Below are 25,449 nucleotides of genomic sequence, written 5' to 3'. Positions count from 1 at the left end.
GACGGCGCGTGCCGCGCGCGTTTGGCGCCTGCCGCGTGCCGCGGCGCGGGAGCGTGCCGGAGCCGGGCCCGCCGCGCCGCGCGAGGCCGTGTGCGTACGGGGCGCGGGGACGTCCGGGGACGCCGCGTGGAGGGCGTCCCCGGGCCGTCACTCCTCGCCGAACGCGGCGAGCGGGATCGGCAGCCAGGACGGGCGGTTGCGGGCCTCGTAGACGACCTCGTAGACGGCCTTGCTCAGCTCCAGGGCCCGCAGCAGGATGGCGTCGTCGCCCCGGATGCGGCCGCCGCCCTGGGAGTAGCCCGCCAGGAAGGCCGACTTGTTGCGGGCCGACCACTCCCGCGCCCGGCCCTCCAGTTCGTCCGCGCCCGGATGGCCGGCGAGCAGGTGCCGCGCCGCGTAGTCGAACGACCGGAGCATGCCGGCCACGTCGCGCAGCGGCGAGTCGGGCGCCCGCCGCTCCGACAGCGGCTGCCCCGGCTCTCCCTCGAAGTCGAGCACCACCCAGTCGGCCGTGGTCCGCATGACCTGGCCCAGGTGGTAGTCCCCGTGGACCCGCTGGACCGGAATCTCGTGCTCGATGTCGGCCATGCGGTCGAACGCCTGGGCGGCGACATCCGCGTGCTCCGCGAGGGCCGGCACCTCGGCCACCGCCTTCTCCAGGCGGCGGCGGAAGCGCTCGGTCATCCGCTTGATCTCCGGCGGCTCGATCGTCCCGGTGGGGAACGCCTCGGCCAGCTCCCGGTGGACCTGCGCCGTCGCCTCGCCCAGCCGGCACGCCTCGGCCACGAAGTCGCCTCCGGCGTCCTCGGCGGGCATCTCGCCCGGGCTGGCGTACAGGTCCCGGACGCTGGTCAGCGCCATGGTCCAGCCGTCGTTGGCGTTCGGCAGGTACTCCTGCAGGATCGCCAGCGTCGTCGGCTCGCCGTCCAGTTCGGTGTCCATCCACCCGTACGGCCGGGCGACGTGGGTCGACCCGGCCTCGGCGAGCGCGCTGACGATCTCCAGCTCGGGGTTGACCCCCGGGTTCAGCTGCCGGAACAGCTTGAAGATGTACGCGTCGCCGTAGACGAGCGATGTGTTGGACTGCTCGGCGGTCAGCACGAGGCTGCGCTGGGAGGTGTCGATTGCCGCGTGCGGCGCGCTGTGGAAGGCGACGCCGTTCGCGCGCCGGTCGTCGTCCATCCCGTGCAGCAGGTGGCACGTCAGCGACGCGTCGTGCATCGCGTCGTAGAGGTGCCGCTCGCGGCCGTCCCACTCGCAGGCGCCGATACCGACGTGTTTCAGCCGGTCCGGCAGATGGTCGCGAACGCCGACGAGGATCTGGTAGCGCGTCCTGCGCTCCTCCTGCCGTACGGACACGATCAGATGGACCAGGCCAGGATCGCCCGCGACGATTTCGGTCTGGGTGTCGACGGACAGGTCATCGATGGCGCGGCCCTTGCCGGCGAACCACCGCTGCCCGGTGATCCAGCCGGCGAGGAGCCCGTGAAGTGAAGTGATTACTCCTCCTTCGTGCCGGCCGTCCTGTGCGTGACGGGCAAGGTGAACCAGTAGAACCCATGCCCAGGAAGCGTCAAAAGATACGGAAGTTCGCCGATTGGGGGGAAAGGAACTCCGCCCATGCACTCCACCGGGGTGGAGCCCTCGAACCTGCGCAGGTCGAGCTCCACCGGCTGGGGGAACCGGGACAGGTTGTTGACGCACAGGACGCGGTCGTCACCCAGCTCGCGGACGAAGGCCAGCACGCTCGGGTTGGAGGAGTTCAGCTCGGTGAAGTCGCCGAGGCCGAACACGGGGTGGCGCTTGCGGATCTCGATCATGCGCTTGGTGAAGTGCAGGAGCGAGCTCGCGCTCTTCTGCTGCGCCTCGACGTTGATCGCCTGGTAGCCGTAGATCGGGTCCATGATCACGGGGAGGTACAGGCGGCCGGGGTCGCAGGTGGAGAAGCCGGCGTTGCGGTCGGGCGTCCACTGCATCGGGGTGCGGACGCCGTCGCGGTCGCCGAGCCAGATGTTGTCGCCCATGCCGATCTCGTCGCCGTAGTACATCACGGGCGAGCCGGGCAGGCTGAGCAGCAGGGCGGTGAACAGCTCGATCTGGTTGCGGTCGTTGTCGAGCAGCGTCGCCAGCCGGCGGCGGATGCCGACGTTGGCCCGCATCCGCGGGTCCTTGGCGTACTCGGAGTACATGTAGTCGCGCTCTTCGTCCGTGACCATCTCGAGCGTGAGCTCGTCGTGGTTGCGCAGGAAGATGCCCCACTGGCAGTTCTCGGGGATCTTGGGCGTCTGGGCCAGGATCTCCGAGATCGGGTAGCGCGACTCCCGCCGCACGGCCATGAAGATGCGCGGCATCAGCGGGAAGTGGAACGCCATGTGGCACTCGTCGCCGCCGGTGACCGGGTCGCCGAAGTACTCCACCACGTCGGCCGGCCACTGGTTGGCCTCGGCCAGCAGGACGCGGTCGGGGTAGAGGCGGTCCACCTCGGCCCGCACCCGCTTGAGGTACTCGTGGGTCCTCGGCAGGTTCTCGCAGTTGGTGTCCTCCTGCTCGAACAGGTATGGGATGGCGTCCATCCGGAACCCGTCGATGCCGAGGTCGAGCCAGAACCGCAGGACCTCCAGCATCGCCTCCTGCACGTCCGGGTTCTCGTAGTTGAGGTCCGGCTGGTGGTGGAAGAAGCGGTGCCAGTAGTACTGGCCGCGCACCGAGTCGTACGTCCAGTTGGACGACTCGGTGTCGACGAAGATGATCCGGGCGTCCGGGTACTTCTCGTCGGTGTCGCTCCACACGTAGAAGTCGCCGTACGGGCCGTCGGGGTCGTTGCGCGACGCCTGGAACCAGGGGTGCTGGTCGCTGGTGTGGTTCATGACGAGGTCGGCGATCACGCGGATGCCGCGCTTGTGCGCCTCGTCGACCAGCCTGACGAAGTCCCCCAGGTCGCCGAACTCGGGGAGGATCTTCATGAAGTCGGAGATGTCGTAGCCGCCGTCGCGCAACGGGGACTCGTACAGCGGCAGCAGCCAGAGACAGTCGACGCCCAGCCACTGTATGTAGTCGAGCTTGTCGATGAGGCCGCGGATGTCGCCGGTGCCGTCGCCGTTCGAGTCGGCGAAGCCGCGGATCAGCACCTCGTAGAAGACAGCTCGTTTGTACCAGTACTGATCCCGGGGCTTCTCGTGCGTGAAGGTGTTCGGGATGGGCTGGCTGTGGCTGGGCTGAGGCGTCGAGCTCACCTGTTGACTCCCCGGATGTGCCTGGCTGCGCTCACGGGCGGTGCGCTGACCCGTGGCGGAGCGTGAAGATGTGTGCGGGATTGACATATGGGTCGAGGCGCACGTAGTTGCTCTGCCCCCACCGGTACGACTCGCCCGACAGTTGGTCGTCCACGACGAACTCGGCTTGCCAGTCGAGACCGAGGGCGGGCATGTCGAGCCGGACCGTCGCCTCGCGCGTGTTGTGCGGATCCAGATTCACGACGGCCAGCACGACATCGCCTAGGCCGTGCCGTCGTGTGGCCGTGTCGTAGGCGCCGTTCAGCCGCTTCGAGAAGCAGATCAAATCCGGCTGGTCGACGTTGTGAAACCGTAGGTTACGCAATTCCTGGAGTGCCGGGTGGGCTCTTCTCAACAAATTGAGCTGTGTGATGAAGGGGGCGAGGCTGCGGCCCTCACGCTCCGCGGTCGCCCAGTCACGCGGCCTGTACTGGTATTTCTCGCTATCGAGGTACTCCTCGCTGCCCGGGCGGACCGGGACGTTCTCCGCCAGCTCGTACCCAGCGTAAACCCCCCAGGTCGGGGCCATCAGGGCGGCCAGCACGGCCCTGATCTTGAACCCGGGGACGCCTCCGTGCTGGAGATATTCGTGGAGGATGTCGGGCGTGTTGACGAACAGGTTGGGCCGCAGGAAGTGCGAGGTCTCGTGGGAGAGCTCGGACAGGTACTCCTCGACCTCCGGCTTGCTGTTGCGCCAGGTGAAGTAGGTGTACGACTGGTGGAACCCGACCTTGGCCAGCGTCTGCATCATGGCCGGCCGGGTGAACGCCTCGGCCAGGAACAGCACGTCCGGGTCGGTTGTGTTGATGTCGGCCAGCAGCCGCTCCCAGAACCGCACCGGCTTGGTGTGCGGGTTGTCCACCCGGAAGATCCGCACGCCGTGGTCCATCCAGTGCCGGACCACCCGCTTCACCTCGGCGTACAGGCCCTCTGGGTCCTTGTCGAAGTTCAGCGGATAGATGTCCTGGTACTTCTTGGGCGGGTTCTCGGCGTACGCGATGGTCCCGTCGGCCCGGATGTTGAACCACTCGGGATGCTCCTTGACCCAGGGGTGGTCGGGGGAGCACTGCAGAGCGAGGTCGAGCGCGACCTCCAGGCCGAGCTCGCGCGCCCGGGCGACGAACGCGTCGAAGTCCTCGATGGTGCCGAGATCGGGGTGGATGGCGTCGTGGCCGCCCTCCTCGGCGCCGATGGCCCAGGGGGAGCCGGGGTCGTACTGGTCGGGGGTGAGGGTGTTGTTGCGGCCCTTGCGGAACTGCGTCCCGATCGGGTGGATCGGGGGCAGGTAGACCACGTCGAAGCCCATCTGGGCGACCGCCGGGAGCCGCTTCGCCGCCGTCCGGAAATTTCCGGACTTGGGGGCGACGGCGCCCTCGGGGTCGATCACGGCGCCCTCGGACCGGGGGAAGAACTCGTACCAGGAGCCGAACAGCGCGCGCCGCCGGTCGACCCGGATCCGGTTCCTGCCCGACCGTGTGAGCAGGTCCCGCAGGGGGTGGGCCGCGATCAGCGCCGCGGTCTCCGGCATCTGGACCACGGCGAATCGGGCCCTGGGGTCCACGTTGTCGTCCCGCAGGCGCCCCGCCACCGCGAGCAGCGCGGCCCGGTGGCCGCACGTGCCGTCGGAGGTGCGGCAGTCGGCCGCCCGCACGCCCTTGGCCGCGCGTTCGAACAGGCGGGCGCCCTCCTCGCACATGAGGTCGGCGTCGAGCCCACGCGGGATCTTGATGCCCGCGTCGTGCAACCACGTCGCGACGGGGTCGCTCCACGCCTCGACGCGGTAGTGCCACAGGCCCTCGGAGGGCAGCGACACCTCCACCGTCCAGCGGTCGGTGCCGGGCGAGGTCTCCCGCATCGGCAGCATCCGGCCCGGCGTGCCGGCCGGGTCGATCAGCACGGCGCCGGCGGCCACGGCGTCGTGTCCTTCGCGGAACACCGTCGCGCTGATCTCGAAGGTCTCACCCGCGGCCGCTTTGGCCGGGCGCTGCCCGCAGTCGACCACGGGCTGGATGTCCTGGATGGGAATTCGTCCGATCATCGTCACTCAAATCAGGGTCGGCACCGGGTGCCGCCGGGCTTCCGGGGCAAGTCTGATCTTTGCGTGTTCACGAGGCTCTGCGGTACTGCGGGTCGTGCTCAGGTCAGCACAAGACGGGACCCGTCGCCGGGCCCGCTCGTCACTCCTACAGGGGTTGCCCTAATAGTCCACTCTTACCCCTGCCAATGAAAGACGGCTCCACCGTGTTTGGCGCGTCGCCGGGGGGAGATCGATCATTGCGGTGACGAGCCGCCGGGTTGCCGTCGGCATCACCACGACCAGTGTAGTTTGGTGAGGTTTGAGCCGGTTTGTAGGTGGTGAGAGCGCTATGCAGAAAGCCAAGGGGGCACGCCGCGCCGGGCGGTGCCCCTTCCCCGAACAAAGAGTGTTCCGGTCGCGCGTCGTGGCGCTGAGTAACTAGGGTCTGGCCCCGTGAGAGCTATCCGCAGGTTCACCGTCCGCACCGTTCTTCCGCCCCAGCTCGCGCCGCTCGGCGAGCTGGTCCAGAACCTCCGCTGGTCGTGGCACCCGGAGACCATGGACCTGTTCGCCGAGGTGGATCCCGAGGTCTGGGAGCGCGTTGAGCACGACCCCGTGGCGCTGCTCGGCGCCGTCGAGGCCGACCGGCTGCGCGAGCTGGCCCAGGATCGGCGCTTTCTGCGCAGGCTGGCGGACGCCGCCGACGACCTTCGCGAGTACATGACCGCGCCCCGGTGGTACCAGTCGCTCGACGGCGCTCCCGCCGCCATCGGCTACTTCTCCCCCGAGTACGGCATCGCCGCCGCTCTCCCGCAGTACTCGGGCGGCCTCGGCATCCTCGCCGGCGACCACCTCAAGGCCGCCAGCGACCTCGGCGTGCCGATCCTCGGCGTCGGCCTCCTCTACCGGCACGGCTACTTCACCCAGTCGCTGTCGGCCGAGGGCTGGCAGCTTGAGCACTACCCCTCGCTCGACCCCGGCGGCCTGCCGCTCACGCTCCTCAAGGAGGAGGACGGCTCCCCGGCCCGCGTCAAGATCGGCCTTCCCGGCGGCCGCGCGCTGCACGCCCAGATCTGGGTGGCGCAGGTCGGCCGGGTCCCGCTGCTGCTGCTCGACTCCGACGTCGCCGAGAACGACGCGGCGGCCCGCGACGTGACCGACCGCCTGTACGGCGGGGGCACCGACCACCGCCTCATGCAGGAGCTGCTGCTCGGCGTCGGGGGCGTGCGCGCCCTGCGGGCCTACTGCCGGATCACCGGCCACCCCGAGCCGGAGGTCTTCCACACCAACGAGGGCCACGCGGGTTTCCTCGGCCTGGAGCGCATCCGGGAGCTGACCGAGGCCCGGCTGTCGTTCGAGGAGGCCCTGGAGGCCGTCCGGGCCGGCACGGTCTTCACCACCCACACGCCGGTGCCCGCCGGCATCGACCGGTTCCCCGTCGAGATGATCGCCCGGCAGTTCGGCGGGTCGAACGCCTGGCCGACCGTCAACGTGGACCGCATCCTGGAGCTGGGCGCGGAGCCCGACGGGCCCGACTCCGACAAGGCCGTCTTCAACATGGCCGTCATGGGCATGCGGCTGGCCCAGCGGGTCAACGGCGTCTCCGAGCTGCACGGCCAGGTCAGCCGGGAGATGTTCCAGGGCCTGTGGCCCGGCTTCGACGTCGACGAGGTGCCGATCGGCTCGATCACCAACGGCGTCCACGCCCCCTCCTGGGTGGGTCGCGAGATCATGGAGCTGGCCGGCCGGGAGCTGCCCGGGATGATCGACAGGACCCAGGGCTGGGAGGGCGTGCAGAAGCTCTCCGACGCCGACATCTGGGGCATCCGCGGCCGTCTGCGCGCCGGGCTGGTCGAGGAGGCCCGCAGGCGCATGAAGCGGTCGTGGCGGCAGCGCGGCGCCACCGAGGCCGAGCTGGGCTGGATCGACGAGGCCCTCGACCCCGGCGTGCTGACGATCGGGTTCGCCCGCCGGGTGCCGTCGTACAAGCGGCTGACGCTCATGCTGTCCGACCCCGACCGGCTCCGCCGCCTGCTGCTCGACCCGGACAAGCCCGTCCAGATCGTGATCGCGGGTAAGGCGCACCCGGCCGACGAGGGCGGCAAGAAGCTGATCCAGCAGATCGTCCGGTTCGCCGACCAGGAGGACGTGCGGCACCGCATCGTCTTCCTGCCCGACTACGACATGGCGCTCGGCCGGCTCATGGTCACCGGCTCGGACGTGTGGATGAACAACCCGCTGCGCCCGCTCGAGGCGTGCGGCACGTCCGGCATGAAGGCGGCGCTCAACGGCGGCCTCAACCTGTCCATCCGCGACGGGTGGTGGGACGAGTGGTACGACGGCACCAACGGCTGGGCCATCCCCAGCGCGGACGGCGTCGTCGACCCCGAGCGCCGCGACGAACTGGAGGCCTCCGCCCTCTACGACATCATCGAGCGGGAGGTCGCCGACCGGTTCTACGACCGGGCGCCCGACGGCCTGCCCCGGCGGTGGCTGGAGATGGTCAAGCACACGCTGAGCTCGCTCGGCCCGAAGGTGCTGGCCGGCCGCATGCTCCGCGACTACGTGGTGGACCTGTACGCCCCGGCCGCGTCGTCCGCCCGGGCCCTCGCCGGCGACGGGTTCGACAACGCCAAGCTGTTCGCCGCGTGGAAGCTGCGGGTGGGCCGGGCCTGGCCAGGCGTCCGGGTCGAGCACGTCGAGGCCACCGGCATCGGGGACACCCCCGAGCTGGGCGCCCGGCTGGAGATCCACGCCACGATCGCGCTCGGCGAGCTGTCGCCCGAGGACGTCCAGGTCCAGGCCGCGTACGGCCGGGTCGGGACGCACGACGAGCTGATCGCGCCGAGCCACGTCACGCTCAAGGCCGACTCGGCCGACGACGACGGGCGGGCCCACTACACCGGCGTGGTGCCGCTGGACCGCACGGGCGCCTTCGGCTACACGGTTCGCGTGGTGCCGTCCCACCCGCTCATGGCCTCCCCGGCGGAGCTCGGCCTGATCGCCGTGCCGGAGGAGCCGGTGGGGATGACCAACGGCATGCTGCGCTGATCCCGGGGCGGGGGCTTCCGCGACGGGATGAGAGGGTAGACGAATCGGTACGCCGGCGCCCGGGGGAGGCGCCGGTCCGTACCGGAGGTGAGCATGGGCCTGGCGGACACGGGGGGTTCGCGGGAGGCGCTGCACGTCGCGATGGTCGCGCCGCCCTGGTACGAGGTGCCGCCGAAGGGATACGGCGGCATCGAGTCCATGCTCGCCGACCTCGTGCGCGGGCTGGCGGCCCGCGGCCACCGGGTCACGCTGATCGGCGCCGGCGCCGGGGCCGACCTGCGCACCTACGAGGAGCCGCAGTCGGCGCGGATCGGCGAGGCGTACCCCGAGGTGGTGCACGCCGCCCGGGCCGCCCGGCTCCTGCGCGGCCTCGACGCCGACGTGGTCCACGACCATTCGCTGGCAGGCCCGCTGGGCGCCGGGTGCAGGGCAGTTCCCACGGTGGTGACCTGCCACGGGGACGTCACGGGCGAGGCCGGGACGATCCTGCGGGATCTCGGCGAGGCCGTCTCGCTCGTCGCGATCTCGCTGGCCCAGCGGGCGCAGGCGCCCGACCTCAACTGGGTCGCCCGGGTCCACAACGCGGTCGACGTCGCCTCGTTCCCCTTCGCGCCCGTCAAGGAGGACTGGGTGCTGTGGCTCGGCCGGTTCAGCCCCGACAAGGGCGCGGACCTGGCGATCGAGGCCGCCCGCGCGGCCGGCCGCCGCATCGTCCTGGCCGGCAAGCTCGTCGAGGCCGCCGAGCGCGAGCACTTCCGTGAGCGCGTCGCGCCGCTCCTCGGAGCCGGCGCGGAGTACGTCGGGGAGGCCGACGGGGCGCTGAAGCGCGGCCTGCTGTCCCGGGCGCGGTGCCTGGTGCTCCCGCTGCGCTGGGAGGAGCCGTTCGGCATGGTCCTGATCGAGGCCATGGCCTGCGGGACGCCCGTCGTCGCGATCGGCCGGGGGGCGGTGCCGGAGATCGTCGCGGACGGGCTCACCGGCTTCGTCCGCCGCGACCCGTCCGAACTGCCCGCGGCCATCGAGGAGGCCGGGCGGCTCGATCCGCACGTCATCCGCGCCCACGCGGAACGGCGCTTCGACGTCGGCCCGATGGTCGAGGGCTACGAGCGCGTCTACCGCGCGGTGATCGCCTCGTCCTGGCGGGAGGCGTCCGGCCGCGTGCCCGCGCTGCCGCTGACCCGGTGATCGGCGGCCTTAGGGTGGGACCCGACGTGCCAGCGGAGGGACGAGGTGCCATGGGTGAGTTCGTCAGCGTGGAGATCGCCGACCACATCGCGACCATCCGGCTCGACCGGCCGAAGATGAACGCGCTGAACCGGCAGGTCCAGGAGGAGATCGCCGAGGCGGCGCGGCTGGTCGACGCCGACCCCGGCGTCCACGCGGTCATCCTGTACGGCGGCGAGCGGGTCTTCGCGGCGGGCGCCGACATCAAGGAGATGGCCGTGATGTCCTACGCCGACATGGCCGTCCACTCGCGCGTCCTGCAGGACTGCTTCACGGCCGTGGCCGGGATCGGCAAGCCGGTCATCGCGGCCATCACCGGCTACGCCCTCGGCGGCGGCTGCGAGCTCGCCCTCTGCGCCGACTTCCGGGTGGCGGGGGAGGGCGCCAGGCTCGGCCAGCCCGAGATCACGCTGGGGATCATCCCGGGCGCCGGCGGCACCCAGCGCCTGCCCCGCCTGATCGGCCCGGCCCGCGCCAAGGACCTGATCTTCACGGGCCGCCACGTCGAGGCCGCGGAGGCCCTCGCGATCGGGCTCGTCGACCGGGTGGTGCCCGACTCCGAGGTCTACACGGCGGCGCTGGAGCTCGCCGCCACCTTCGCCGAGGGACCCGTGGCGGCCGTGCGGGCGGCCAAGCAGGCCGTCGACCGGGGGCTGGAGGCCGACCTCGACACGGGCCTGGAGATCGAGCGGCTCCAGTTCTCCGGCCTCTTCGCCACCCAGGACGCCCGCGAGGGCATGACGGCCTTCGCCGAGAAGCGCCGCCCCAAGTTCACCGGCCGCTGAGCGGCGCTACAGGGAGGCGCCGCCCGGCGTTCATGAAATCCCCCAGAAACCCCCGTGTGACCGGGCATGCCGGTCATGCCGGTCCGTACGAGGAACCGGTGAAATAGGGCTATCGTGGCGATCCATGATGCGCTTCCTCGGCCGAGTGCTGGCCCCCCCACGGCTTCGCCGGGCGCTGTGGTCCCGGCTGGACGCGCGGTACGCGACCAAGGCCGACCACCGGCAGGGCATCAAGGACGCCCTGTGGGAGGTCCAGATGCTCCGCCGCGAGGTGGTGGCGCTGCGGGACGAGGTCGACCGGCTGCGCCAGAGCGTGAAGGCGCCCCCGAAGCCCGCCGCCGACCCCCGGGTGGCGGAGGCCCACCGGCTGGCGACGGAGGCGGCCGAGGCCCTCGACAGCCTGCTGCGCACCGAGGTGCGCCTGTGGCAGGCCATCGACGACCTGTCGGCGCGGGTGCCCGCCCCCGGGCGCGCGGGATAGCCCCATGCGTGTCGAGTGGACGTACGACGAGGGCGTCTGGCGGCTGACGCTCCTGCTCGACCCGGAGGACGAGGTCACCGGGACCTGCACCGACGGCCAGCGGCTGGAGATGCGCACCAGTTCCTGCCGGGTGCGGCTCGGCGGCCCGGACGGCCCGGGGCTGCCCTCCGACGTGCACCCCGACCTGCTCGCCACGGCGGCATGGACGGTGGCGGCGCCCTGGACCAGGCGGAGGGTGACCTTCGACCGGCCCGTGTCCCCCCGCCTGGCCGAGGCCCTCGCCGCGGGATGGGGGATCGACGCCGGCCCGGTCGCCGGCGACCCCCGCGAGGGGAGCGGGCTCGCGATCTCCTACAGCGGCGGCGCCGACTCCATGGCCGTGGCGGAGGTCTTCCCCGACGCGCCGTTCGTGCACTTCCAGCGGGTGAGCCACCCCCGCGTGCCGAACCGCTGGACCCACTACCGCTCCGACGTCGCCGCCCGCCTGGCCAGGGAGACGGGCCGGGACGTGACCGTCGTCCAGTCGGACCTGGAGTTCACGCTGGCGTTCCCCCGGCCCGGGTACCCGGAGCACCACGCGGTCGCCGTGGGGGCGCTGCTGCTGGCCGACCGGCTCGACCTGGGCGGGCTCGCCTTCGGCTACGAGCTGGGCTCGCGCTGGCTCGGCGGCGGGCGCTACATCCACCGCTTCAGCCCCGACAACCCCATGTGGGCCGGCCACGAGCGGTGGGGCCGGCTGTTCGCCGCCGCCGGGATGCGGATGGTGCTGCCGGTCGCCGGCGTCAGCGAGGCCGTGACGATGCGGATGGCGCTCGAATCGGAGCTGCGCCCCCAGCTGCGGTGGTGCCTGCAGGGCTCGGGTGCGATCCCCTGCGGGCGGTGCGGCAAGTGCCTGTACAAGGAGCTCATCCAGGCCGCGGTCGAGGGCCGTCCCATGCGGACCGAGCTCACCGCCACCAGCGGCCCGGGCCGCAAGTGGCAGCAGCCGCCACCGTACGGCGGGCAGGAGATGATCGAGTACGGCTGCGCGCGCGTGCCGAACATCGCGGAGACGCCGTTCGCGAAGGCGGCGGAGCACCTCGGGGCGACGGTGGAGTCGACCCGCTGGCTGGAGCGCTGCTACCCCCCGGCCGTCGAGGAGGTCCCGGAGCGGTGGCGCAAGCAGGTCGACGCGTACATGCGTGACACCATCGGGCTGATGGCCGAGGACGAGGCCGGCCGGGTGGAGACCTGGGGGGCAGCATGAAGATCTACTTGTCGGTGGACATGGAGGGCGTGACGGGGCTCACCGACCCCGAGGAGATGCACGCGGGCGGCCGGGGCTACGAGCGCGGCTGCGAGCTGATGACGGGCGACGCGAACGCCGTCGTCGAGGGCGCCTTCTCGGCCGGCGCGCGCTCGGTGCTCGTGAACGACGCGCACGGGTCCACCAAGAACCTCAGGATCGACCTGCTCGACCCCCGGGCCACGCTGGTGCGGGGACCGGGCAAGCCGCACCGGATGGGCCAGGGGCTCACCGGGGAGTTCGACGCGGCCTGCTTCGCCGGCTACCACGCCCGCGCGGGCGTCCAGCACGGCGTGCTCAACCACACGTGGATGGGCAAGGAGATCTACAACGTCTACCTGAACGGCGCGATCTGCGGCGAGACCCGCCTGGTCGCGGGCTTCGCCGGCTCGCTCGGCGTCCCGGTGGCCCTCGTCACCGGGGACGAGGCCGTCTGCGAGGAGGCCGCGGAGCTGCTCGGCGACGTGGAGACCGTCGCCGTGAAGACGGGCATCGACCGGTTCTCCGCCGAGCTGCTGCCGCCGAGCGTCGCCTGGGAGCGGATCACCCAGGGCGCCGCCCGGGCGCTCGGGCGGCTGCCGGAGCTGCGCCCCTACGTCGTCCCCCCGCCGTACACGCTGGGGGTGGAGTGGAACTCCACGGCCATCGCGGCCGCCTGTGCCGTAGTCCCCGGTGTGAAGCAGGTGGGGCCGCGGCACACGGAGTTCACGACCGCCGACTACCACGAGATCATGGCGCTCTTCGGGATCTTCTCGATGATCGGCGGCCACGTCGCGTGCGGCAGCGGCGCGTACGGATGACCTGGACGATCGGCACATGGGATCGGGAGACGAACGGGTGGGCGCGGCCGCGAACGGCGCCGGCGACGGGCCGGCATGACGGAGGACACGGATGACAAGGCGACCGACGGCAAGGCGCTGACGCGCCGGGCCCTGCTCGTGGGGCTCGGCGCGGCCGGCGGCGCGGGCGCCATGTACGCGGCGATGGGCGCGCTCGGGCTCGCGCCCGATCGGCAGGCCGACGACTACACGCCCCCCCAGCGCTCCGACTTCACGCTGCGCGGCAGGGGGGCGGCCTCCGTCGTCATCCTGGGCGCGGGCGTGGCCGGGCTCGCGGTGGCGTACGAGCTGGGCAAGGCCGGCTACGACTGCACGATCCTGGAGGCGCGCGACCGGATCGGCGGGCGGAGCCTCACGATCAGGGGCGGCGACCGGCTCCCCGAGCTGTCGGGCGAGACCCAGCAGGCGCGGTTCGGCGAGGGGATCTACTTCAACGCCGGGCCGGCGCGGATCGCCCAGTGGATGCTGACGCTCGACTACTGCCGCGAGCTGGGCGTGCCCATCGAGCCGTTCGTGAACGACAACGCGAGCGCCTACGTCTACAACACCGGCATGAAGGCCCCGGTGCGCGCCCGGACCGCCCGCGCCGACATCTACGGGTACGTCAGCGAGCTCCTGGCGAAGGCCACGAACGCCGGGGCCCTGGACAGGCGGCTCACCCCGGGCGACAAGGAACTGCTGCTCGACTTCCTGTCGGAGTTCGGGGACATCGGCAAGAGCTACACCTACGACGGGTCGGAGCGCCGGGGCTACCGGGTCGAGCCGGGCGTGTCGGCGCCCGTGCCGCTGGGACCGCCGCCCCCGCTGCAGGAGGTCCTCCGCTACGGGCTGGGCCGCACGATCGCGTTCCCGTTCGGCTACGAGCAGGCGATGCCGATGTTCCAGCCGGTGGGCGGCATGGACTCCCTCGCGCGCAGGCTCGCCGACGCCGTGGGCCGCGACAAGATCAGGACGTCGGTCGAGGTCAAGAAGATCACCAACCTGCCGGACGGCGTGCAGATCGAGCACACGGGCGGCTCGACGAAGGCGCAGTACTGCGTGGCCGCCATGCCCCCGCACATCCTCGCCCGCATCCCGGGCAACCTCGGGACGCAGGTGGTCTCCGCGCTGGCCACCCCCAAGCCCGTCTCCGGCGGGAAGATCGGGCTGGAGTACCGCCGCCGCTGGTGGGAGACCGACGACCGCATCTACGGCGGCATCACCGAGACCGACATGGACATCTCCCACATCTGGTATCCCTCGTACGGGTTCCACGGCTCGCGCGGGCTGGTGGTGGGCTACTACAACCTCGGCGACGACGCCGACGCGTACGCCCGCCTCACCCACGCGGAACGGGAGAGCCGGGCGCTGCGGCAGGGCGTGCGGATCCACGGCGACAAGTACCGGACCGAGCTGCTGTCGAGCGTGTCGATCGCCTGGCGGCGCCAGCCGCACATCGAGGGCGCCTGGGTGTCCTGGCCGTCGTTCGAGGCGCCGTTCCGGCTACTGCAGCAGCCGGCCGGCCGCGTCTACTTCGCCGGCGACTGGCTCACCCACCTCATCGCCTGGCAGGCCGGGGCCCTGGAGTCCGCCCGTAAGGTGGTCACCCAGCTCCACACACGCGTCGTGAAGGAGAACTGAATGGCTCTCGACTGGGTGCCCGCCTCCGAGCGGCCCGACCTGCTCGCCGACCCCGTGGCCGCGGCCGTCGAGAAGGGGGCGCTTGACCTGCGGGTCGCCGCCATCGACCCCGATCTCGCCGACACCGCCGCCTTCTGCGACCGGTACGGCGTGGCCATGGAGGACTCCGCCAACTGCGTCATCGTCGCCGGCAGGCGCGGCGGCGAGACCCGCTACGCCGCCGTCATGGTCCTCGCCGTCCACCGGGCCGACGTCAACGGGGTGATCCGCCGGCACCTGGACGCGCGCAAGGCCTCGTTCGCCCCCCAGGCGGAGGCCGTCGAGCTGACCGGCATGGAGTACGGCGGGATCACCCCGATCGGGCTGCCCGCGGACTGGCCGGTGCTCGTTGACGAAAATGTGATCCGGCGGCCGTTCGTGGTGATCGGCAGCGGCGTCCGCCGCTCCAAGCTGGCCCTTTCCGGGGAGGCGCTGGTCGCCGCGACGGGCGGGGAGGTCCTCGCGCTCACCGTTTGACCTGTTCTTGGGAAACCGCAGGCGCCCGCCACACGTTGTGCTGAGCAGGAATGTGGCCTGATGGTTCACTCATGGTCCTTGTTTTAGTCGGTATGGTGCTTACGCAATGAATCAGGACGACCGACTGGGCCCGTACCGGCTGCTGAGGCGGCTCGGTGAGGGCGGCATGGGCGTGGTCCACCTCGCCCTGGACCCGCACGGCAGGCAGGTCGCCGTCAAGGTCCTGCGCTCGGAGGTGGCCGGCGACGACGTCGCGCGCAGGCGGCTGTCGCGCGAGGTCGAGACCATGCGCCGGGTCCGCAGCCCGCACATCGCGGAGGTCGTCGACGCCGACGTCACCGGCAGGCGCCCCTACATCGTGACGCGCTACGTCCCCGGCCGCCCGCTCGACGAGATCATCAAGCAGGACGGCCCGTTGCCGCTGGACGCCCTGCTCAAGGTGGCCAAGGGGGTCGCGGAGGCGCTCGCCGCCGTCCACGCCGCCGGGGTCATCCACCGCGACCTGAAGCCGGGCAACGTCCTCATGCTGGACGGCCAGCCGGTGCTGATCGACTTCGGCATCGCCCAGGCCGTGGACGCCACCCGGCTGACCCAGACCGGCATGTTCATCGGCACCCCCGGCTACCTCGCCCCCGAGATCATCGAGGGCCACGAGGCAGGCTCGGAGGTGGACGTCCACGCCTGGGCCGGCACGCTGCTGTTCGCGGCCACCGGTCTGCCGCCGTTCGGCAAGGGCACGCTGGAGATGATCTTCTTCAACATCACCTCCGGCAAGGCCAACGTGGACGCGGCCCCGGCGCCGCTGCAGCCGCTGCTGCGGGCCGCCTTCCAGCGCGATCCGGCCCGGCGGCCCACGGCCGTGGAGCTGGTGGGGCGGGTCGGGCAGCTGATGCCGCAGAACCGCCGGCCCCGGGTGCCCGACGAGATCACCACGGTCCCCAACATCGACGACACCTCCGGGCAGCCGGTTCCCGAGTTCGGGTCGCGCGCGACAGGCCCGTCCGGGGCGCCGGGCGCCGGGTCGCGGCCGATGCCGCAGACAGGCGTGGGAGGTCCGTCCGCGGCACCGGGCGCGGGGTCGCGGCCGATGCCGCAGACGGCGTCCGGGCAGGGCCCGCAGCAGGGCCCGCAACAGGGGTCGCCGTCCGGCCCGCACCCGGCGGGACCCGGGGGGAGCGCTCCCCACGCGCTGCCGCTCGTCACGCCGCCCGTCGCCCCCGTGGCGCCGCCGCCGGTCCCGGGCTCGCGGCCGTCCGGCGAGGAGTTCGTGTCGCTGCTGCGCGACACCCCCGCCGGCGGACAGCCGGGCGACCCCTTCCCGACCGTCCGCGTCACCGGCGACGACCTACGCAGGGCCGGCCTCGGCGGGCCCGTCCCGGGTGACCTCACGCCCGCCCTGGGCGCGAGCGCCGAGGGCGACGTCCCCACCCGGTTCGACCCGTCGGCCCGCGCCGCCGCGCCGCGGACCGGCCCGGCCGAGGGCGACATCCCGACCCGGATGGCCCCGCCCGCCTCTCCGGCGGCCCCGGGCACGGGCGGCGTCTCGGGGGACTGGCCGACGCCGATGCGCAGGTCCGAGGGCGACGTGCCCACCCGGAGGGTGACCCCCGAGGAGCTGCGGCAGGCCGCCGCGCCCGCCGGGCAGGCGTTCTTCGACCACGCCCCGGAGCTCTTCGAGCGGACTCCGCACGTGAACCAGCCGCATCCGGCGCCGTTCCTGCCGACGGTCCGGGTGCCGCCGCCCACGGCGCCACCCGCGCCGTACCCGGGGGCCGTGTCGCTGCAGCGCTCGAAGGCGTACGGCGTGGCGAGCGCGCTGCTGCTCGTCGTCATGACGTGCCTCGCGGTGATCGCGCCGCTGCTGGTGTGCGTGCTCGCGCTGCCGGTGGCCGTGCTGCTGCGCGCGGCCGACATCGCCCAGCCGAAGCTCCAGGCGCGGCGCCCTGCGGGCGCGGCGGCCGCCGACGTCATCCGGGTGCTCGGGCAGCCGGGGGCGCTCGTCAGGTCGGTCGGCGTCACGATCGCGCTGGTGCCGTACGCGCTGGTGCTGGGCCTTCCGGTGACGCTGCTGCTGACCGTGCTGGTGGGGTCGATGCCCGTGCTGGCCGCGCTGAGCTGGGGGATCGCGGTCGCGTTGTGGACCGTGTGCGCCGGGCCGGGGGTGGAGGGCCCGAGCCGGCAGATGCGGCGCACGCTCGCCTCGCTCGTGCCGGGTGAGGGGGCCGCCAAGGGGCTGGCGGCGGGGATCGGCGTGCTCGCGGTGCTGGTCGCGGCCGTCGCCCTGACAAGCGTGATGGGTAGACAGTCAGCAGGGCACTTCTGGGGTCCCATCGACGTTCTGTCTGTAGTGCAACGTCTGAGTGATTTGCGGACCCAGGCGGGAAATCAGTGACGGGGGACGACATGTCGGCTACCGAGGCTCCGGAGAGGATCGGCCCCTACCGGCTCCTGCGGCGGCTGGGTGAGGGCGGCATGGGCGTCGTCCACCTCGGCCTGGACGGCGAGGGGCGCGAGGTGGCGGTCAAGGTCCTGCACCCCCATGTGGCGACCGACCTCAAGGCACGCGACCGGCTCACCCGCGAGGTCGAGACCATGCGCCGGGTCCGCAGCAGGCGGGTGGCGGAGGTCCTCGACGCCGACCTCACCGGGGCGGCGCCGTACATCGTGACGCGGTACGCGCCCGGCCGCACCTTAGAGCAGACCGTGCTGGAGGACGGGCCGCTGGGCCCGCACGACGTGATCAGGCTCTCGCGCGGGCTGTGCGAGGCGCTGGTCGCGATCCACGCGGCCGACGTCGTCCACCGGGACCTCAAGCCGGCCAACGTGATGCTCGTGGACGGCGAGCCGCTCGTCATCGACTTCGGCATCGCGCACCTGGTCAACGCCACCCGGCTGACCCAGACCGGGATGTTCGTCGGGACGCCCGGCTACCTCGCCCCCGAGATCATCAGGGACACCGAGATCACCCAGGCCGCCGACGTGCACGCGCTGGCGGCCACCGTCTTCTTCGCGGCCACCGGCAAGCCCCCGTTCGGGTCCGGCACGTTCGAGTCGGTCTGCTACAACATCCTCGAGGGCAAGGCGCAGATCGACGTGGCGCCGCTGTGGCTGCGGGGCTGGCTGCGGCTCGCCCTGGCGCCCGACGCCGCCTCCCGCCCCACCGCCGCCTCGCTGCTCAAGCTGGCCAGGGCGCTCGACCCCTCGGTCACCGCCCTGCAGGAGACGCCGCGCGACGGCGGGACCCGCGTCCTCGACGGGACGGCCGTCAACGGGAACTCCGTGGGGGAGACCCGGGTGCTCGACGACGCCGCGCCCCTGTCGTCCGCGGGGCGGCCCGACCGCACCAGCGTCCTGCCGGCCGACGAGAGCTACGCCGACCTGCTGCCCCCCGTCAACTACGCCGAGCCTCAGCGGCCGCGCCGCGAGCCCCGCGCCCCCCGGCCCCGGGGACCCGTGCCGCCGTCCCCGGCCCCCGTCCCGGCGTACGGGCCGGGCGGCCCGGCGGGGTACGGTCAGGCGGCCTACGGGCCGGCCGGGTACGCCCCGCCCCACCATCCGTCGTCCGGTTACCCGCCGCCGCATCCCGATCAGCGCGTGGCGGGCTACCCGGCCCCCCAGGGCACGGTCCCGCCCCTCGCCCGCCCGACGGCCCCGCCGGCCGAGGCGCGGCCGTACGGCGGCGAGCAGGACCGGCCCCGCTACCGGGCGGGCCACCCGGTTTTGGCGGCCATGCTCCTCGCCACGCTCGTGGCCCTGGCCTGCCTGGTCCCCGTGGTCGTGTGCCTGTTCGCCGTGGTGGCGGTGCTGTGCCTGCGGGTGGGTCACTACCTGCTCGGCGACCTGGCCGAGCGCCGCTCCGTCCGGGGGAGCAGCGGCGCCGACCCCCTGCTCGCCGTGCTCGGCACGCCGTGGGCCCTGATCAAGGCCGGCCTGGCCACCCTCGTCCAGGTGCCGCTGGCGGCGATGTTCGCGATGTGCGTCTGGGGCGGGCTCGTCTACCTCGGCGGGATGAAGACCGACCCCGCGGCCGCGTACGCCGCCGGGGCCTTCGCGGGCGGGCTGTTCGTCCTGCCCGGCGGCGGCGCCCCCCGTAAGGCCGTCGCCCGGGGGCTGAGCGCGGTGATCCGCAGCCCCGGCGCCGGCATGGTCGTGACCATCGCGGTCGGCACGGTCGCGCTGTTCGCGGTGATGACCGCGCTGTCGGCCGACGCCTCCTGGGCGCCGTGGCGCCCGCCGTCCGTGGCGGTGTCCCACGTGGTCGCGGACCTGAAGCAGAAGGGCCAGGACACCGTGGTGAACCTGGTCACGGGCGTGATCGGTGACATCATGGACAGGATCGGCCTGGGCTTCCTCACCTTCTGGACCTGACCGGCACCCCGGTCCCGACAAGCGCCACAAGCCGCCGACGCCCGCGACGCGAGGAGGAGCGGAATGGGTTCGCCGGAGCACCTGGGTCCCTACCGCCTGCTCTCCACGCTCGGCTCGGGCGGGTTCGGAGAGGTCCACCTCGCGCTCGACCCCGACGGCCGGACGGTCGCGGTGAAGGTGCTCCACCCGCACGTCGCGTCCGACTCCGTCGCGATCACCCGTCTCGCCCGCGAGGTGCAGACCATGCGCCTGGTCCGGGGACGGCACGTGGCCGAGGTCCTCGACGCGTCCCTTGAGGGCGACCGGCCGTATGTCGTCACCCGCTACGTCCAGGGGCGGCCATTGAGCGCGGTCGTCGCCGACGACGGTCCCGTGGAGGGCGCCGGCCTCGTCCGGCTCGCGATCGGGCTGGCCGAGGCGCTGGAGTCGATCCACGCGGCCGGGGTCGTGCACCGGGACCTCAAGCCCGCGAACGTGATCGTCGCCGACGGCGAGCCGTATGTGATCGACTTCGGCATCGCCTGCGCGCTGGAGTCGGCCTCGGTCACCGCCTCGGGCGCCGTCGTCGGCACGCCGGGCTACCTCGCCCCGGAGGTGCTGGAGGGGCGGGACGCCGGGCCGGAGTCGGACGTCTTCGCCTGGGCGGCCACCGTGGCCTTCGCCGCCTCCGGGTGGCAGCCGTACGGGACCGGGCCGGCCGCGGCGATCGCCTACCGCGTCGTGCACCGGGAGCCGGACCTGACCGGCGTGCCGTCCTGGCTGGTCCCGCTGCTCATCCGGTGCCTGCGCACCGACCCCGCCGCCCGGCCGCCCTCCGGGGCTCTGGCGGCCCAGGTCGTGGCGGCGGCCCCCGCCGCCTTTCCTGCCGCGTCCATTCCGGCCGCCTCCGAGGCCGGCGACCGGCCGCGGCGGGGTCCGGCCGCCTGGCGGCGCAGGAGCCGCGAGCCGGGTCACGGTGGGCCGCGAGAGGCCGCCGTCCACGGTGAAGGCCGGGCGGCCTACCCGGATCCTCCTGACGCGGCGGCGTTCGGGCCGGGTGCGCAGGACGGACGGCGGGACGTGGACCGCTCCTGGTCGGCGGCCCCCACGTCCGCCGGGTCGCCCTCCGCGCCACCTTCGGCGTCGCCCTCGGAGGCGGCCACCCGGGAGTGGCGGCCCGGCGACCGCAGGCGCCCGCCGGAGGACCTGCGCGCCCGCCACCGGCGCAAGCTCCACCGCCGCTGGGTCATCGGGTCGGCGGTCGTCGTCGGCCTGTTCGCGGCCGCGGCCCGCCGCGCCCTCCCCGAGGTGTCGCTGCTCCTGCTCGTGCTGTACGGCATCGGCGTGCTGATCGACGCGGGGTTCGGCCTGGCGGCCCGGTCGAGGGGCCGGCTGGCCGTCGACGTGGCGGGCGGCGTCGGGGTGGTGGCCGTCTGGGCGCTGCTGAGCACGCTGTTCAGCACGGCGACCCTGCTGCTCGCCGTGGGCACCGTGCTGATCCTGCTGCTCATGCTGGTCTTCGCGAGCTGATCGGCCTCGGGCCGTCCCGGGGCCGTACCGGGCCGGGCCGGTGGCGTACCGAAGGCCGGGCCGGGCGGAAGACCGAGCCCTCGCCCGGCCCGCTGCTCCGCCCGGCCCGCGCCCGTCGCTAGGCGGCGATCACCGCCGCGGTGGTGCGTCCGCCGTCCACGTCGAGGACGATCCCGTGGACGAACTCCGACTCGTCGGCGGCCAGGTAGACGGCGGCGTGCGCGACGGCCTCCGGGCTGCCGACGTCCCCGGCCGGGGTGCCCTTCATCATCACCGCGCCGGCGTGCGTCTCGCCCGGCACGGGGGTGTGCACGACGCCGGGCGAGATGGCGTTCACCCGCACGCCCCGCAGGCCGAACTCCGCCGCCCAGGCCCGGGTCAGGGTCTCGACCGCGCCCTTGGTGGAGCTGTAGAGCGCCCCGACCGGGATCCCGAGCCGGGCGATCCACGAGCCGAGGTTGATGATCGTGCCGCCCCCGGCCTCGACCATGGCCGGGGCGATCGCCGCGGTCAGGAAGAACGGAGCCTTCACGTTCACGGCGTACACCTCGTCGAAGGTCTTCTCGTCGGTGGCCGCGGTGCCGTCGGCCGGGTAGATGCCGGCGTTGTTGACGAGGATGTCGATGCGCCCGCCCAGGACGGACGCGGCCTGCTCGGCCAGGGCGTGCGACGCCGCGGCGCCGCCGTCCAGATCCGCCTGCACGAAGTCGGCCCGCCCGCCTCGCGAACGGATGCCCTCGACCACCTCGGCGCCTCGATCGGCACTGCGGCCCGAGACCACGACGTGGGCCCCCTCGGCGGCGAACGCCTCGGCGATGGCACGGCCGATATTGCTGGTGGCCCCGGTCACCAGGGCCTTCTTGTCCTGCAGTCGTCCAGCCACGGCGGTTCCCCTCTCTTTCGCGGTTGCTGTGCCGCCACTCTGCGACGCAGAAAATGGACCGGCAAGTCCAATCGGCCGGTCACCTGCGGCCTGTTTGCGCCGAACGGATAAAGTGCACGATTCAGGCTGAAAGAACACCTGGAAGCGAACGGGAGACGCGCCATGACCGAACCTGGCCAGGCTCCGGACGTCCCGCCCCTGGACGTCCTGGACGAGATCCAGCGTCGGGTGCTGTGGCTCGCGACGCGGATCGTGGACGCGGCCAACCACGACCGGGACACCGGCGACGGGGTGAAGGTCGGAGGCCACCAGGCGTCCAGCGCGTCCCTGGTCACGGCGATGACGGCGCTGTGGTTCGCCCACCTGCGGGCGGCGGACCGGGTCGCCGTCAAGCCGCACGCGTCGCCGGTCTTCCACGCGATCCGGTACCTGCTGGGCGAGCTCGACCGCTCCTACCTGACCCGGCTGCGGGCCCGGGGCGGCCTGCAGTCCTACCCCTCCCGGACGAAGGACCCGGACGGGGTGGACTTCTCGACCGGCTCGGTCGGCCTGGGCGCGGCGGCCCCGCTGTTCGCCGCGGTGACCCGCCGGTACGTGGACGCCCACTTCGGCCCGCGGCCCGAGTCGCGGTTCGTGGCCCTCCTCGGCGACGCCGAGCTGGACGAGGGCAACATCTGGGAGGCGGTCGCCGACCCGGCCACGGCCGGGCTGGGGAACGTCCTGTGGGTAGTCGACTTCAACCGGCAGTCGCTCGACCGCGTCGTCCCCGGCGTGCGGATCGACCAGTGGCGCGGCCAGTTCACGGCGGCCGGGTGGCACGTCGTCGAGGTCAAGTACGGCCGGCGGCTGCAGGAGGCGTACGCCCGTCCCGGCGGTGAGCACCTGCGGGCGTGGATCGACGCGATGCCCAACGAGCAGTACCAGTCGCTGTTCGGCCTCGCCGGGCCCGAGCTGCGCAAGCGGTTCCTGGACGGCGCCCCGGCCGAGGTGGAGGCGTTCGTCGCCGACACGCCCGACGAGGACCTCGCCCCGCTCGTGACCGACCTGGGCGGGCACGACCTCGACGCGATGCTCGACGCGTACGCCCAGTGCGACGCCGTCACCGACCGCCCGAGCGTGGTCTTCGCCTACACGGTCAAGGGGTGGGGCCTGCCCGTCGCCGGCAACCCCCGCAACCACTCGGCGCTGCTGACCGGCGAGCAGATCGACCGGCTGCGCGCCTCGCTCGGACTCGACCTCGACACGGAGTGGGACCGCCTCGACCCCGCCTCGCCCGCCGGCGCCTGGGCGGAGGCCCGCGGCCGCGCCCTCGCCCGCCCCCCGCGGCGGCCGGGGCCGGCCGTCTCCGTGCCCGCCGCCACCGACGTCCGCACGGCCAAGCCGGTCTCCACCCAGGAGATCTTCGGCCGGGTCCTGGTGGAGCTGAGCCGCGTCCCCGGCGTGGCGCCGTACCTGGTCACCACCGCCCCCGACGTCGCCACGTCCACCAACCTGGCCGGCTTCATCAACAGGACCGGCGTCTTCGCCCCGGCCGACCGGCGCTCGTGGAACGAGGACCGCGTGCTGCGGTGGGCCGAGAGCCCCTCCGGCCAGCACATCGAGCTCGGCATCTCCGAGATGAACCTGTTCCTCCTCCTGGGGCAGCTCGGCCTGTCGTGGGACCTGTCCGACCAGCCGCTGCTGCCCGTGGGCACCGTCTACGACCCCTTCGTCCTGCGGGGCCTCGACGCCTTCCTGTACGGCACGTACTCCGGCGCGCGCTTCGTCGTCGCCGGGACCCCGTCCGGGATCACCCTGGCCCCGGAGGGCGGCGCCCACCAGTCCACCATCACCCCTTCGGTCGGCCTGGAGCTGCCCGGGGTCACGCTCGTCGAGCCCGCCTACGGCGCCGCCCTCGACTGGCTGCTGTGCGACGCGCTGTCGCAGGTCGCCGCGGCCGAGTCGGCGGAGGGCTCCTACTACTTCCGGTTGACGACCCGCCCGATCGACCAGGCCCCGTTCCAGGCCGCGCGGGCCCGGCTCGGCGACGCGGTGCTGCGCGCCCAGGTGCTGGCCGGGGCGTACCGGCTGGTGGACGCCTACGACGCCCATCCGGAGCTGCGCGGGCCGGGGGCGCCGGTCGTGCACCTGGCCGCCTCCGGGGCCGTGCTGCCCGAGGTGCTCGCGGCCGCCGCGGAGCTCGCGGAGGAGGGCGTGGCCGCCCACGTCGTCGACGTGACCTCGCTCGACCGCCTCTACAGCGGGTGGCGGCGCGCCCTCGCCGAGGGCGTCCGCGGCGCGAGCGTCCCGGCCCTGCCGGGCAGCCTGCGGGCGGCCTTCCGCGACCGCGCGCCGATCGTCACCGTGCACGACGCCGCGTCCCACGCCATGGCCTGGCTCGGCTCCGCCCTCGGCGTGCCCTGCGTGCCGCTCGGGGTCGACCGGTTCGGCGAGTCGGGTAGCGTACGGGAGCTCTACGAGCTGCACGACCTGCTGCCTGGGCACATCGTGAACGCCGCCCTGGCGGCGCTGTCCCTGGCCTGAGTCCCCGGGTCTCCTTTGGAATAAAGTTCGGTATCGTGGAGGAGGCGTCACCTCCGTTTTCGGGTCCCCCGGCGTGCTCGCCGCGCCGTGAAGACCGGGGAGTTTGCGTCTAAGCTACTGACGGGTAACATGACGAGCGGGGGACCAGGGAGAGCGCGACGCCCGGGCCACCCACTGTCACCACGCCCATGAGCGCCTGGCAGTCTGGCATCACGTGCGCGTACCCCGCGCCACGAACCGAGAACCCGCGGCGTCAGCCGTACGGAAAGGGGAGGTCGGCCACCGGCCATGAACATCGTCGTCTGCGTGAAGCAGGTCCCCGACACGGCGACCGAGCGCAAGCTGAGGTCCGATGACAAGACGCTCGACCGCGACGCCGCCGACGGCGTCGTGAACGAGCTCGACGAGTACGCGGTCGAAGAGGCGCTGCGGCTCAAGGAGGCCCACGGGGGCGAGGTCACCGTCCTGAGCATGGGTCCCGCGAAGGCGGCCGAGACCATCCGCAAGGCCCTCGCCATGGGCGCGGACAAGGCCGTCCACCTGCACGATGACGCCCTGCACGGGTCCGACGCCCTGTCCACGTCGTACGCCATCGCCCAGACGCTGAAGAAGATCGGGTTCGACCTGGTCATCCTCGGCTCGGAGTCGACCGACGCCCGCACCGGCATGCTCGCCGCGATGCTGGCCGAGCGGCTCGGCGCGCCGCAGCTCACGCTCGCCGGCAAGGTCGAGGTGAACGGCTCGGACATCACCGTCGAGCGGCTCACCGACTACGGCCACGACAAGGTGGAGGCCACGTTGCCCGCCGTCGTGTCGGTCATCGAGAAGATCAACGAGCCGCGCTACCCGTCCTTCAAGGGCATCATGGCGGCCAAGAAGAAGCCGGTCGAGACGCTCGGCGTCGCGGACGCGGAGATCGCCCTCGACCAGGTGGGCCTGGCGAACGCCTGGAGCGAGGTCGTGGACTTCGCCCCGGCGCCCCCGCGCGCCGCCGGCACGGTCATCAAGGACGAGGGCGACGGCGGCGCCAAGGCCGCCGAGTTCCTCGCGTCGAAGAAGTTCGTGTGAGGGGCTGG

17 protein-coding genes are annotated in these 25,449 nt (G+C 72.9%); 13 read left to right on the top strand and 4 right to left on the bottom strand.

Translation table 11 applies throughout. The features are described from left to right. Positions 1-147: 147 nt before the first annotated feature. From Mco01_RS16605 to Mco01_RS16595, 3 genes are read right to left on the bottom strand one after another with little or no spacing between them, the layout of a single operon-like run. Positions 148-1,467 (bottom strand): maltokinase N-terminal cap-like domain-containing protein, encoded by a 1,320-nt coding sequence (locus tag Mco01_RS16605; RefSeq protein WP_307825581.1) that lies wholly within the window; start codon positions 1,465-1,467, stop codon positions 148-150. Between the two features lie 32 nt (positions 1,468-1,499). After that, positions 1,500-3,233, bottom strand: a complete 1,734-nt coding sequence (gene treS, locus Mco01_RS16600) for a maltose alpha-D-glucosyltransferase (protein ID WP_036331253.1) — start codon at positions 3,231-3,233, stop codon at positions 1,500-1,502. 31 nt (positions 3,234-3,264) lie between these two features. After that, positions 3,265-5,310, bottom strand: coding sequence for an alpha-1,4-glucan--maltose-1-phosphate maltosyltransferase (locus tag Mco01_RS16595; RefSeq protein WP_204057774.1), 2,046 nt, complete (start codon positions 5,308-5,310; stop codon positions 3,265-3,267). 432 nt (positions 5,311-5,742) lie between these two features. On the opposite strand from Mco01_RS16595, the gene glgP reads away from it, so the two are divergent. The 11 genes from glgP to Mco01_RS16540 all read left to right on the top strand — a co-directional run bounded on the left by glgP (position 5,743) and on the right by Mco01_RS16540 (position 20,967). Further along, positions 5,743-8,340: an alpha-glucan family phosphorylase gene (gene glgP / locus Mco01_RS16590; protein ID WP_204057773.1), complete on the top strand. Its 2,598-nt coding sequence runs from the start codon at positions 5,743-5,745 to the stop codon at positions 8,338-8,340. Between the two features lie 93 nt (positions 8,341-8,433). Beyond that, positions 8,434-9,525, top strand: coding sequence for a glycosyltransferase family 4 protein (locus Mco01_RS16585; protein WP_204057772.1), 1,092 nt, complete (start codon positions 8,434-8,436; stop codon positions 9,523-9,525). A 50-nt stretch (positions 9,526-9,575) separates the two neighbouring features. After that, positions 9,576-10,349 carry an enoyl-CoA hydratase/isomerase family protein gene (locus Mco01_RS16580; RefSeq protein WP_036331255.1) on the top strand — a complete coding sequence of 258 codons (774 nt, stop codon included), beginning with the start codon at positions 9,576-9,578 and terminating at the stop codon, positions 10,347-10,349. Positions 10,350-10,473: 124 nt separating this feature from the next. Then, positions 10,474-10,830, top strand: coding sequence for a hypothetical protein (locus tag Mco01_RS16575; RefSeq protein WP_232326724.1), 357 nt, complete (start codon positions 10,474-10,476; stop codon positions 10,828-10,830). Between the two features lie 4 nt (positions 10,831-10,834). Beyond that, the gene (locus Mco01_RS16570; RefSeq protein ID WP_204057771.1) at positions 10,835-12,076 is read left to right on the top strand and encodes a DUF6395 domain-containing protein; all 1,242 of its coding nucleotides are present in this window, start codon (positions 10,835-10,837) and stop codon (positions 12,074-12,076) included. Then, a complete protein-coding gene (locus Mco01_RS16565) occupies positions 12,073-12,915 on the top strand; it encodes a M55 family metallopeptidase (protein WP_204057770.1) in 843 nt (280 codons plus the stop codon). The genes Mco01_RS16570 and Mco01_RS16565 overlap by 4 nt, the downstream gene beginning before the upstream one ends. A 75-nt stretch (positions 12,916-12,990) precedes the next feature. Then, positions 12,991-14,574: a flavin monoamine oxidase family protein gene (locus Mco01_RS16560; protein WP_204057769.1), complete on the top strand. Its 1,584-nt coding sequence runs from the start codon at positions 12,991-12,993 to the stop codon at positions 14,572-14,574. Then, positions 14,575-15,090 (top strand): YbaK/EbsC family protein, encoded by a 516-nt coding sequence (locus Mco01_RS16555; protein ID WP_204057768.1) that lies wholly within the window; start codon positions 14,575-14,577, stop codon positions 15,088-15,090. Between the two features lie 106 nt (positions 15,091-15,196). After that, a complete protein-coding gene (locus tag Mco01_RS16550; RefSeq protein WP_204057767.1) occupies positions 15,197-17,482 on the top strand; it encodes a serine/threonine-protein kinase in 2,286 nt (761 codons plus the stop codon). Positions 17,483-17,493: 11 nt separating this feature from the next. Continuing rightward, the gene (locus Mco01_RS16545) at positions 17,494-19,458 is read left to right on the top strand and encodes a serine/threonine-protein kinase (RefSeq protein WP_239103654.1); all 1,965 of its coding nucleotides are present in this window, start codon (positions 17,494-17,496) and stop codon (positions 19,456-19,458) included. 63 nt (positions 19,459-19,521) lie between these two features. Next, positions 19,522-20,967 (top strand): serine/threonine-protein kinase, encoded by a 1,446-nt coding sequence (locus tag Mco01_RS16540; protein WP_204057765.1) that lies wholly within the window; start codon positions 19,522-19,524, stop codon positions 20,965-20,967. 118 nt (positions 20,968-21,085) lie between these two features. Here Mco01_RS16540 and Mco01_RS16535 read toward each other — a convergent pair whose 3' ends face one another. Further along, positions 21,086-21,850, bottom strand: a complete 765-nt coding sequence (locus Mco01_RS16535; RefSeq protein ID WP_204057764.1) for an SDR family NAD(P)-dependent oxidoreductase — start codon at positions 21,848-21,850, stop codon at positions 21,086-21,088. 162 nt (positions 21,851-22,012) lie between these two features. On the opposite strand from Mco01_RS16535, the gene Mco01_RS16530 reads away from it, so the two are divergent. Next, positions 22,013-24,373 (top strand): thiamine pyrophosphate-binding protein, encoded by a 2,361-nt coding sequence (locus tag Mco01_RS16530; RefSeq protein WP_204057763.1) that lies wholly within the window; start codon positions 22,013-22,015, stop codon positions 24,371-24,373. Positions 24,374-24,661: 288 nt separating this feature from the next. After that, positions 24,662-25,441, top strand: coding sequence for an electron transfer flavoprotein subunit beta/FixA family protein (locus tag Mco01_RS16525; RefSeq protein ID WP_204057762.1), 780 nt, complete (start codon positions 24,662-24,664; stop codon positions 25,439-25,441). Positions 25,442-25,449: the final 8 nt, after the last annotated feature.

The organism is Microbispora corallina (assembly GCF_016863035.1).
GTDB lineage: Bacteria > Actinomycetota > Actinomycetes > Streptosporangiales > Streptosporangiaceae > Microbispora > Microbispora corallina.
The sequence above is the reverse complement of the archived record's forward strand: the minus strand, read 5'-3'. Positions and strand labels throughout refer to the sequence as shown.

Coding starts and splice junctions, on each gene's coding strand:
- Mco01_RS16540 (WP_204057765.1), top strand. CDS start 19,522: ATGGGTTCGCCGGAGCACCTGGGTCCCTACCGCCTGCTCTCCACGCTC.
- Mco01_RS16555 (WP_204057768.1), top strand. CDS start 14,575: ATGGCTCTCGACTGGGTGCCCGCCTCCGAGCGGCCCGACCTGCTCGCC.
- Mco01_RS16560 (WP_204057769.1), top strand. CDS start 12,991: ATGACGGAGGACACGGATGACAAGGCGACCGACGGCAAGGCGCTGACG.
- Mco01_RS16595 (WP_204057774.1), bottom strand. CDS start 5,310: ATGATCGGACGAATTCCCATCCAGGACATCCAGCCCGTGGTCGACTGC.
- Mco01_RS16575 (WP_232326724.1), top strand. CDS start 10,474: ATGATGCGCTTCCTCGGCCGAGTGCTGGCCCCCCCACGGCTTCGCCGG.
- Mco01_RS16545 (WP_239103654.1), top strand. CDS start 17,494: ATGTCGGCTACCGAGGCTCCGGAGAGGATCGGCCCCTACCGGCTCCTG.
- Mco01_RS16525 (WP_204057762.1), top strand. CDS start 24,662: ATGAACATCGTCGTCTGCGTGAAGCAGGTCCCCGACACGGCGACCGAG.
- Mco01_RS16530 (WP_204057763.1), top strand. CDS start 22,013: ATGACCGAACCTGGCCAGGCTCCGGACGTCCCGCCCCTGGACGTCCTG.
- Mco01_RS16580 (WP_036331255.1), top strand. CDS start 9,576: ATGGGTGAGTTCGTCAGCGTGGAGATCGCCGACCACATCGCGACCATC.
- Mco01_RS16550 (WP_204057767.1), top strand. CDS start 15,197: ATGAATCAGGACGACCGACTGGGCCCGTACCGGCTGCTGAGGCGGCTC.
- Mco01_RS16570 (WP_204057771.1), top strand. CDS start 10,835: ATGCGTGTCGAGTGGACGTACGACGAGGGCGTCTGGCGGCTGACGCTC.
- Mco01_RS16585 (WP_204057772.1), top strand. CDS start 8,434: ATGGGCCTGGCGGACACGGGGGGTTCGCGGGAGGCGCTGCACGTCGCG.
- Mco01_RS16565 (WP_204057770.1), top strand. CDS start 12,073: ATGAAGATCTACTTGTCGGTGGACATGGAGGGCGTGACGGGGCTCACC.